Below are 8603 nucleotides of genomic sequence, written 5' to 3'. Positions count from 1 at the left end.
GCCGAGATCAGCCTGGCCCGCTTCTTCTGGAGGTATGGCCATGTAAGACCACACAGCTCCTTGGGAGGCAAAACTCCCCATGAGGTCTACACTGAGACCAAACCCTGTTCCTCCCGCCCGGAGTTAACGATGTCAGGGGGCGAATCTGTCCAGTAAAAGCCGTCCACCTCAGGGGGAGCCTGTCGTGAGCGCAACCCATGCGCCAGTGATCCTGCGCCGCTTAGCTCTGATGGCGGTGGATGGGCTGCTGATCGCCTTCAGTTTCTGGCTGGCCTTCGCCCTGCGGCTCGGTGAGCTGAATCCTCCCCAGTTCCTCGGCAATTTCTGGCTCCTGTCCTGGTCGGTGGGCCTCGGCTTGGCCGTTCTGGTGCTCAGCGGCTGGTATCGCAGCCTCACCCGCTTCTCCGGGAGCCATTCCCTCTACGGCCTTCTGCCCCGCAGCGGGCTGGCGGTGCTGCTGCTGCTCCTGGTCTGCACCCTCACCGGACCGGGCGAACCTCCTCCCCGCAGTTTCTGGCTGCTGTTCTGGCTACTGCTCTCCGCGAGCCTGATCGCCAGCCGCATCGTCATGCGCGACCTGCTGCGGCTCTCGCTGGCCGCCCGGTCCTCCGCCACCCTGATGGAACAGGGTCTAGGACGGAACCAGCAGCAGCCCACCCTGGTGTACGGGGCCGGTCAGGCGGCGGCTCAGCTGCTGGACGACCTGCGCTATCTGAGCCCATACAAGCTAGTGGGCATTCTCGACGACGACCGGGCCCTGTGGGGGCGCAGCTTGCAGGGGTTGCCCATTCACTCACCCGATCAGTTGAGCCAGCTGATCGAGCGCCATGGCATCCAGCAGGTGCTGTTGGCGATCCCCTCGGCCCCGCGCCGCCGCCGCCGGGAGCTGGTGGATCAGTGCACCGCCTTTGGGCTGTCGGTGCTCTCGATTCCTTCCCTGGCCCGCATCGCTGCCGGGGAGGAGGTGGTCACCGACCTGCGGCCAGTGGCGATCGAGGATCTGCTCGGTCGAGAGACCTGCAAGCCTGACCCTTCCCTGCTGCGTGCCGCCGTGGCCGGCAAGGTGGTGCTGGTCACGGGCGCCGGTGGCTCGATCGGCTCGGAGCTCTGCCGCCAGATCCACCGCCAGCAGCCTCGCCGCCTGGTGCTGCTGGAGCGCAGTGAGCTGGCCCTCTACGAGCTCGAGCAGGAGTTCAGCAGCCTTCGGCATCTCGTGAGTCACCCCCTGCCCGGCCTTGTGCCGGTCCTGGGGGACGTGGGCGATCGCCGGCGCCTGGCGAAGCTCTGCCATGACCATGGCGTGCAGGTGCTTTTCCATGCCGCCGCCTACAAGCATGTGCCCCTGGTGGAGGCGAACCCCTGCGCCGGGGTCGCCAACAACGTGCATGGCACCAGCGCGGCCCTGGAGGTGGCCTTCAGCTGCGGCCTGGAGCGCTTCGTCCTGATCTCCACCGACAAGGCCGTCCGTCCCACCAACGTGATGGGCGCCAGCAAGCGGGTCTGCGAACTGCTCGTGCAGGCCGCAGCCGCCCGCACGGCGGCTGCGGGGAACGGGCCCATCTGCTCGATGGTGCGCTTCGGCAACGTGCTGGGCTCCTCGGGGTCTGTGGTGCCCCACTTCCGCCGTGAGATCGCCGCCGGTGGGCCGCTCACCGTGACCCATCCGCAGATCACCCGCTACTTCATGACGATTCCCGAGGCGGTCGAGCTGGTGCTGCAGTCCAGTGGCATGGCCCGTGGCGGGGAAGTTTTCGTGCTCGACATGGGCGAACCCTTGCGGATCCTTGATCTGGCCCGCCAGATGATCCGTCTCTCGGGCTTCACGATCCGCGACGACGCCCATCCCGATGGGGAGATCGCCATCGCCTTCACTGGCCTGCGTCCGGGGGAGAAACTCTATGAGGAGTTACTGATCCAGGAGAGCGATCAGCCCACCGACCATCCCCTGATCCGCAAGGCCAACGAGGAGTTCCTTGCCCCCGAGCAGCTGGAACCCCTGGTTGAGGAGCTGCAGCACGTCCTGGAGGAATGGGACGACCAGCGCCTGATTCCTGCCCTGCGGGCTCTGGTGAGGGACTACCAGCCCCTGAGCGGCCCCGTCAGTGGCAGTCGTACCATTGGCTGCCATCCTGCCGGCGAGTACGGGATCGCCCCGCTTCCCTCCGCGTGAACTCACCCACGCTCGGGTTGGCCACCACCGGATCCACATGGGCCACCTGCTGCCAGAGCTCGCGCTCCGCCCAGCGCACAGTGTGGCTGATCCGATCGTGCTTCGACACATGGCACCAGCGGTTGCCGCCGCACTCCGCACAGAACAGCTCCTCCAGCCATTCGTTGCTGAGCACCAGCACCGGGTAGGCCTGGATCACCAGCCGCGCTTTCTTGTCGCTCATGCCCCGCTTCTTGAGCTGCTCGGGGGTGAGCAGGTGCAGAAAGTACTTGCGGCCGTTGCCCAGCAGGCTCTGCTCGGGGTGGGCCGGGCAGAACAGCTCCCGCTTGCGCGGCCGGCGGTTGCGCCGTGGCGATTCAGGTTCCGGAAGCGCTGATGGCATCGACGGTGGCATCGGGGACTGGTGGACTCACCTGAACGTGAGTTTTAACGGAATCCGGCGTGCCCGGCACGGACCGGCTGGGGCTCCGCTCACTTCGTCTCCATCCAGTTCGCGCCCCAGCCGGTGTCCACCACCAGGGGGACGCTGAGGCGAATGGCGTTCTCCATCACCTCCTTGACGACGGCCAGCACTAGAGGAAGGGCTTCGGGGGCCGCCTCCAGCACCAGCTCGTCGTGCACCTGCAGCAGCAGCCGGGCGGGCAGGGCCTGGGTGTGCAGTTCCTGATCGAGCCGCACCATCGCCAGCTTGATGATGTCGGCCGATGAGCCCTGGATCGGGGCATTGGCCGCCGCCCGCAGCTGCTGGGCCTCCATCCCGGCGCGGCGGGCCACCTCCAGCTCGATCTCCTCAGGTGGCTTGCCCCGCAGCCGCCCCAGGCCGCCCGGATCGAAGGCAAAGGGACGACGCCTGCCCAGGATCGTTTCCACGTAGCCGCGGCTTAGGGCCAGCCGTTCCTGCAGCTCCAGAAAGGCGAACACCTTCGGGTAGCGCTGCTTGTACTTGCTCAGGAATTCCTTGGCCTCGGCCTGGCTGACGCCGGTTTCGCGCGCGAAGCGCTGGGCGCCCATGCCGTAGATCACGCCGAAGTTGATCGTCTTGCCCAGGCGCCGCTCCTCTGGTGTCACCTCGTCTTTGTCGAGCAGCAGCCTGGCGGTGAGGGCGTGCACGTCGTCGCCATTGGCGTAGGCCTCCACCAGCACCTCTTCGCCGCAGAGGTGGGTGAGGATGCGCAGCTCGATCTGGGAGTAGTCGGCGCTGATCAGCTGCCAGCCCTGCTGGGGCAGGAAGGCCTTGCGGATGCGGCGGCTGAACTCGGTGCGGATGGGGATGTTCTGCAGGTTTGGGTTGCTGCTTGAGAGCCGGCCGGTGGCCGTGACGGCCTGGTTGAAATCGGTGTGGACGCGGCCGGTCTCGGGCTCCACCAGGGCTGGCAGAGCATCCACGTAGGTGCTCTTGAGCTTGCTCAGGGTGCGGTGCTCCAGCACCAATGGCACCACCGGGTGGTCGCCGGAGAGCTTCTCGAGCACGGTTGCATCGGTGCTCCAGCCGGTCTTGGTCTTGCGCGATTTCTTGCGATCGAGCCCGAACGTGTCGAACAGCAGCTCGCCCAGCTGTTTGGGCGACGCCAGGTTGAAATCGACCCCGGCGGCCTGCTTTGCCCCGGCCTCAAGGCTGGTGAGGGTGCCCGCCAGCTCCTCGCTCAGGGTCGCCAGATAGGGCTTGTCGATGCGGATGCCCGTGGCCTCCATACGCGCCAGCACCGGCTCCAGCGGCAGTTCCACCTGATCGAGCAGCTTCGGCAGCGCCTCCCCTAACTCCTCCAGCTGGCCGCGCAGCAGCGGCGTCAGCCGCCAGGTGACGTGCACGTCCATGGCGCAGTATTGGGCTGCGGCTGCGATCGGCACCGCCGCAAAGCTCTCCCCCTTGGCCACCAGCTCGGTGAAGCTGGTGGGCGTGAAGCCGAAATTACGCTCGGCCAGCACCTCCAGCCCGTGTTTGGCGTTGGCATCGCGCAGGTAATCGGCCAGCAGGGTGTCCATCACCACCCCTTCGAGGTTCAGGCCATGACGCAGCAGGATCAGGCGGTCGTACTTGGCGTTCTGCAGGGTCTTGGGGTGAGCGGTGCTGGCCAGCCAGGGGGCCAGGGCCGTGAGCACCTGATCGAGGGGCAGCTGCTGGGCGGGCGGTGGCGCGGCTTCGAGCAGATCGGTGGCCTCAGGCGGCTGGTGCGCAATCGGGATGTAGGCCAGATCAGGTCTGCCCGCACCCCAGCACAGTCCCACCCCCACCAGTTCCGCCTGGAAGGGGTTCAGCGAGGTGGTTTCGGTGTCGAGAGCGATCGGCTGGTCGGCATCGGTGGCGGCCATCAACCGCTCCAGCAGGGCTTCCAGCTGCGCCGGGGTCTGGATGAGCTCCGGCTCCAGGACCGGCGCGGCGCCTTCTGGGGCGGGGCTCGCTGCCGGTGCACTGGGGCTTTGCGTGGAGGCTGACGGCTCCTGGGCCCGGTGATCGGCGGAGAAGGCCCGCTCGAACGCCGCCAGCTGCCGGGCCAGGCTGAACAGCTCCAGCTCCTCCAGCCGTTGGGCCAGGGCCGCTCCATCCACGGCCCCGAGCGTCAGCCGCGGTTCGGCCGGCAGGGGGATGTCCACCAGGATCTCGGCGAGCATGCGCGAGCGGTAGGCGCTCTCCCGATCGGCTTCAAGCTTCTTTTTCAGCGCTCCTTTCTGCTGCTCCAGCGCCGCGTAGATGCCATCGAGATTGAGGTGGGCGTTGAGCAGGCTGATCGCCGTCTTAGGGCCCACCCCTTTGACCCCGGGGATGTTGTCGCTGGCATCGCCGGTGAGGGCCTTGAGGTCCACCACCTCCTCCGGCGTCACGCCGAGCTTGGCGATCACCCCCTCGCGGCGGATCGTGACCGGGCCTGAGCTCTTGGCATAGGGGCCGCCGCCCATGTAGAGAACGGCGATGTCGCGCTCGTCATCCACCAGCTGGAAGAGGTCGCGATCACCCGAGAGGATGCGCACCCGCCAGCCCGCGTCCGCGGCGCGGTTGGCCAGGGTGCCGAGCACGTCGTCGGCTTCGTAGCCGGGGGCCATGCACAGGGGCAGATCCATCGCCCCGGCGAGGATCTCCTGCAGGTTGGCCAGGTCGGCGAAGAACTGTTCCGGGGCCTCATCGCGGTGGGCCTTGTAGCTGGCGTCGGCCTCATGGCGGAAGGTGGGCCCGGCGGTGTCGAAGGCGATCACCACCCCCTGGGGGGTGAGGCCCTTGACGTTCTCCAGCAGCGCCTTGAGAAAGCCGTAGGTGACGCTGGTGGGTACCCCCTCCTTGGTGCTCAGCCCCCCCTCGCCGCCCTTGGCGAAGGCATAGAAGCTGCGAAAGGCCAGGGAATGACCATCCACCAGCAGCAGCATCGGTGCTTCGGCCATCCCTGTCCCGTTCTCCATTCCGGCTCGGGCATTCTGGGGGGCCCGGTCGCCCAGCCATGACTGATGCCCCCGAGAGGCTCCAGCTGCTCTGGGGGATCACCGTGTTCTCCGGGGCGCTGGCCCAGCTCACCTCCCTGCTCACCGGCCTGCCGTCGGTGGTGCTGCTGCTGGCTTCGGGCCTCTTGATTGGCCGCTCCGGCCTGGGCCTGGTGGATCCCTTCGCCCTGGGCAGTGGCCTGGAAACGATCGTGGGCCTGCTGGTGAGCTTGGTGCTCTTCGACGGGGGCCTCCAGCTGAGCCTTCCGGGCAGCACCACTCGCCTGGCGGTGCTGCGGATCGTGGTGGTGCGCCTGCTGGTGGCCCTGCCCGCCGGCCTGCTGGCGGCCCACTGGCTGGCGGGCCTGAGCTGGCCTCTGGCGGCGGTGTATAGCGCGATCGTGCTGGGCACGGGCCCCACGGTGGTGACGCCCCTGATTCAGCAGATGCGCCTGGCGCCTCCCCTGGGGGATGTGCTGGAGGGGGAGGGGCTGGTGCTGGAGCCCATCGGCGCCGTGCTGGCGCTGCTCCTGCTGGAGCTGGTGCTCACCGACCGCTACGACTGGCAGGACCTTGCCCTGGAGCTGCTGCAACGGCTGGGGTTCGGTGTGGCGGTGGGTGCCCTGAGCGGCTTCCTGCTGGCGGTGCTGCTGCGGCGGCTGCCGGTGGACCCGGAGAGTGGCCTGCGCCTGCAGCTCACCCTGGGGGTGATGTTCCTGATGTTCACCGGCTGCGAGGTGGTGATGCCCGAGTCGGGTCTGCCCGCCGCGGTGATGGCCGGGGTGCTGGTAAGTCGCTTCGCCGACACCGAGGCCGCCATGCTCGATGACCTGATCCGCCAGCTGGCCCAGCTGGCCATCAGCATCCTTTTCCCGCTGCTGGCGGCCGATGTGGCCTGGACCGACCTCAGCCCCCTGGGTTGGGGAGGAGTGGGCTGTGTGCTCACCTTGATGCTGGTGGTGCGGCCCGTGGCCATGCAGATCGCCACCTTCGGCCTGCCCCTCAGCGGCGGCCAGAAGCTGCTGCTGAGCTGGCTGGCCCCGCGCGGAATCGTCACCGCCGCCGTGGCCAGCCTGTTCGCCCTGCGCCTCTATGAAGCCGGTGTCGAGGGGGCGGGGGCCCTGCAGGGGCTGGTGTTCCTGACGATCCTGATGACCGTGGGCCTGCAGGGGTTCACCGCCGCTCCCCTGGCGGGGCTGCTGGGCCTGCGCCTCAGCGAAGAGGAGCTGGCCGTGGCCGCTCCGGAGACGCCCTAGGCGGGTGCCACGGCCAGCATCAGCCGGGTGCGGTCTTCACCGCTGCTGTGCAGCAGACGCCAGGTGGTGATCAGATCCGGTCCCTGCAGGCTGCCCAGCAGGGCGGCCCTCAGGCTTTTCATCAGCACACCCTTTTTCACTCCCGCCGCTTTGGCGGCCTCGCTCAGCAGCGCCTGGGCCTGCTCAACACTGAGGCTCCCCCCCGCCTGCAGCCGCTCCAGCAGCGCCGTCAGGGCGGCGGTGGCCCCATCGGCCTCCAGCTGCTGGCTGGCGCCGCTGTCGAGAGTTGGGCGCTCGAAGAAGGGGCGGGCCTGCTCCAGGCCATCCTTCAGGGTGATCAGGGACGGGCCCAGCAGTTCGGCCAGGGCCAGTTCCCAGGCCTCGCGGCTGCCATCGCCTGAACCCTCCTCGCCAGGGGCCTCCCAGCCTTCGCTTCGCCAGAGCGGCTCCAGTGCCTGGCGCAGGTCGGCGCTGGGCAGCTCATGCAGCACCTGGGCATTGAGCCAGTTGAGCTTGTCCCAGTCGAAGCGGGCCCCGGCCCGGTTGACCCGCTCAAAGCTGAACGCGGCGGCAGCTTCCGGCAGCGTGAAGCGCTCGGCCATGCCCTCCGGCGGCGACCAGCCCAGCAGGGTCATGTAGTTCACCAGCGCCTCGGCGCTGTAGCCCATGGCGCGGAACTCGCCCACGGAGGTGACCCCATCGCGCTTGGAGAGCTTGCGGCCCTCCGGATTGAGGATCAGCGGCGTGTGGGCAAACACCGGCAGCGGCAGGCCGAGGGCTTCGTAGAGCAGCAGCTGCTTGGCGGTGTTGGCGATGTGGTCCTCACCGCGGATCACATGGCTGATGGCCATGGCGGCATCGTCGACCACCACCACCAGGTTGTAGAGCGGGTCGCCGATGCGATCGGCCGGGGCCCGCCGGGCAATCACCATGTCGCCGCCCAGGTCGCTGCCGCGCCAGCTCATCTCGCCGCGCACCAGATCGCTCCAGCCGATCGTGGCGCCATCATCGATGCGGAAGCGCACCACCGCTTCGCGGCCCTCGGCGATGAAGGCCTGCTCCTGCTCGCTGCTGAGGTGGCGGTGGCGGTTGTCGTGGCGGGGGGCGGAGCCGCTGGCCTTCTGGCGCTCGCGCATCTGCTCCAGCTCGTTTTCCGAGGCGTAGCAGCGGTAGGCCAGACCGGCCTCCAGCAGCTGGCTGATGGCGCGGCGGTGGTCCTCGATCCGTTCGCTCTGGATCACGGGTTCGGCGTCCCAGCTCAGGCCCAGCCAGGCGAGGCCATCAAGGATGTCGGCCGTGAACTCGGGCCTGGAGCGCTCGCGGTCGGTGTCCTCGATGCGCAGGAGGAATTCGCCGCCGTGGTGGCGGGCGAACAGCCAGTTGAAGACCGCCGTGCGGGCGGTGCCGATGTGCAGGGTTCCCGTGGGGCTGGGAGCCAGACGAACCCGAACGGTCACTGGCGGATGCTCATGAGAGTGAAACGGGACTGACGGGATTCGAACCCGCAACTTCCGCCGTGACAGGGCGGTGCTCTAACCGGTTGAACTACAGTCCCAGATGAGAGGCGAGAAGGGTGAAAACCCTTGCCAAACCAGGCTTCTGGCGTCGTGAGATCGACAATGAAAGTATCCACAGCCCCCAGGTGGCCGCGATCAAGGTGGAGCGTCGCGGTAAAGTAAGGCGTGCAAAGCTCTTCTACCTACGCGACCGTGTGGGGAAAGCTACCCGCGTGAAGCAACGCTTCGATCGCTGAAGCTTCACTGCTTATT

General features: G+C 67.9%; 5 protein-coding genes, 1 tRNA gene and 1 pseudogene. 3 read left to right on the top strand and 4 right to left on the bottom strand.

Features of this window, described 5'->3' with window-relative positions:
• Positions 1-184: 184 nt before the first annotated feature.
• Complete coding sequence (locus KBY67_RS14395; RefSeq protein ID WP_255111771.1) at positions 185-2170, top strand: nucleoside-diphosphate sugar epimerase/dehydratase; 1986 nt, start codon at positions 185-187, stop codon at positions 2168-2170.
• On the opposite strand, the gene KBY67_RS14390 is transcribed toward KBY67_RS14395, so the two are convergent.
• Positions 2100-2552, bottom strand: a complete 453-nt coding sequence (locus KBY67_RS14390) for a hypothetical protein (protein ID WP_255111770.1) — start codon at positions 2550-2552, stop codon at positions 2100-2102. The two genes, KBY67_RS14395 and KBY67_RS14390, sit on opposite strands and share 71 nt — an antisense overlap.
• Positions 2553-2641: 89 nt before the next feature.
• The gene (gene polA / locus KBY67_RS14385) at positions 2642-5542 is read right to left on the bottom strand and encodes a DNA polymerase I (RefSeq protein ID WP_255111769.1); all 2901 of its coding nucleotides are present in this window, start codon (positions 5540-5542) and stop codon (positions 2642-2644) included.
• A 56-nt stretch (positions 5543-5598) separates the two neighbouring features.
• Here polA and KBY67_RS14380 point away from each other — a divergent pair, with 56 nt between their 5' ends.
• Positions 5599-6834 (top strand): sodium:proton antiporter, encoded by a 1236-nt coding sequence (locus KBY67_RS14380; protein ID WP_255111768.1) that lies wholly within the window; start codon positions 5599-5601, stop codon positions 6832-6834.
• Here the strand turns inward: KBY67_RS14380 and gltX are convergent.
• The gene (gltX, locus tag KBY67_RS14375) at positions 6831-8291 is read right to left on the bottom strand and encodes a glutamate--tRNA ligase (protein WP_255111767.1); all 1461 of its coding nucleotides are present in this window, start codon (positions 8289-8291) and stop codon (positions 6831-6833) included. The genes KBY67_RS14380 and gltX overlap by 4 nt on opposite strands.
• A gap of 24 nt (positions 8292-8315) precedes the next feature.
• A tRNA-Asp gene (locus KBY67_RS14370) sits at positions 8316-8389 on the bottom strand.
• Between the two features lie 72 nt (positions 8390-8461).
• Between KBY67_RS14370 and KBY67_RS14365 the strand changes: the two are divergent.
• Positions 8462-8587 (top strand): annotated as a pseudogene (locus KBY67_RS14365) (50S ribosomal protein L19); the annotation flags it as partial.
• Between the last annotated feature and the right edge of the window lie 16 nt (positions 8588-8603).

It is taken from the genome of Synechococcus sp. RedBA-s (assembly GCF_024345495.1).
In the GTDB taxonomy this organism is placed as follows: domain Bacteria; phylum Cyanobacteriota; class Cyanobacteriia; order PCC-6307; family Cyanobiaceae; genus Regnicoccus_A.
Note: the sequence above shows the minus strand (reverse complement) of the source record. Positions and strands in the feature narration are given on the sequence as shown.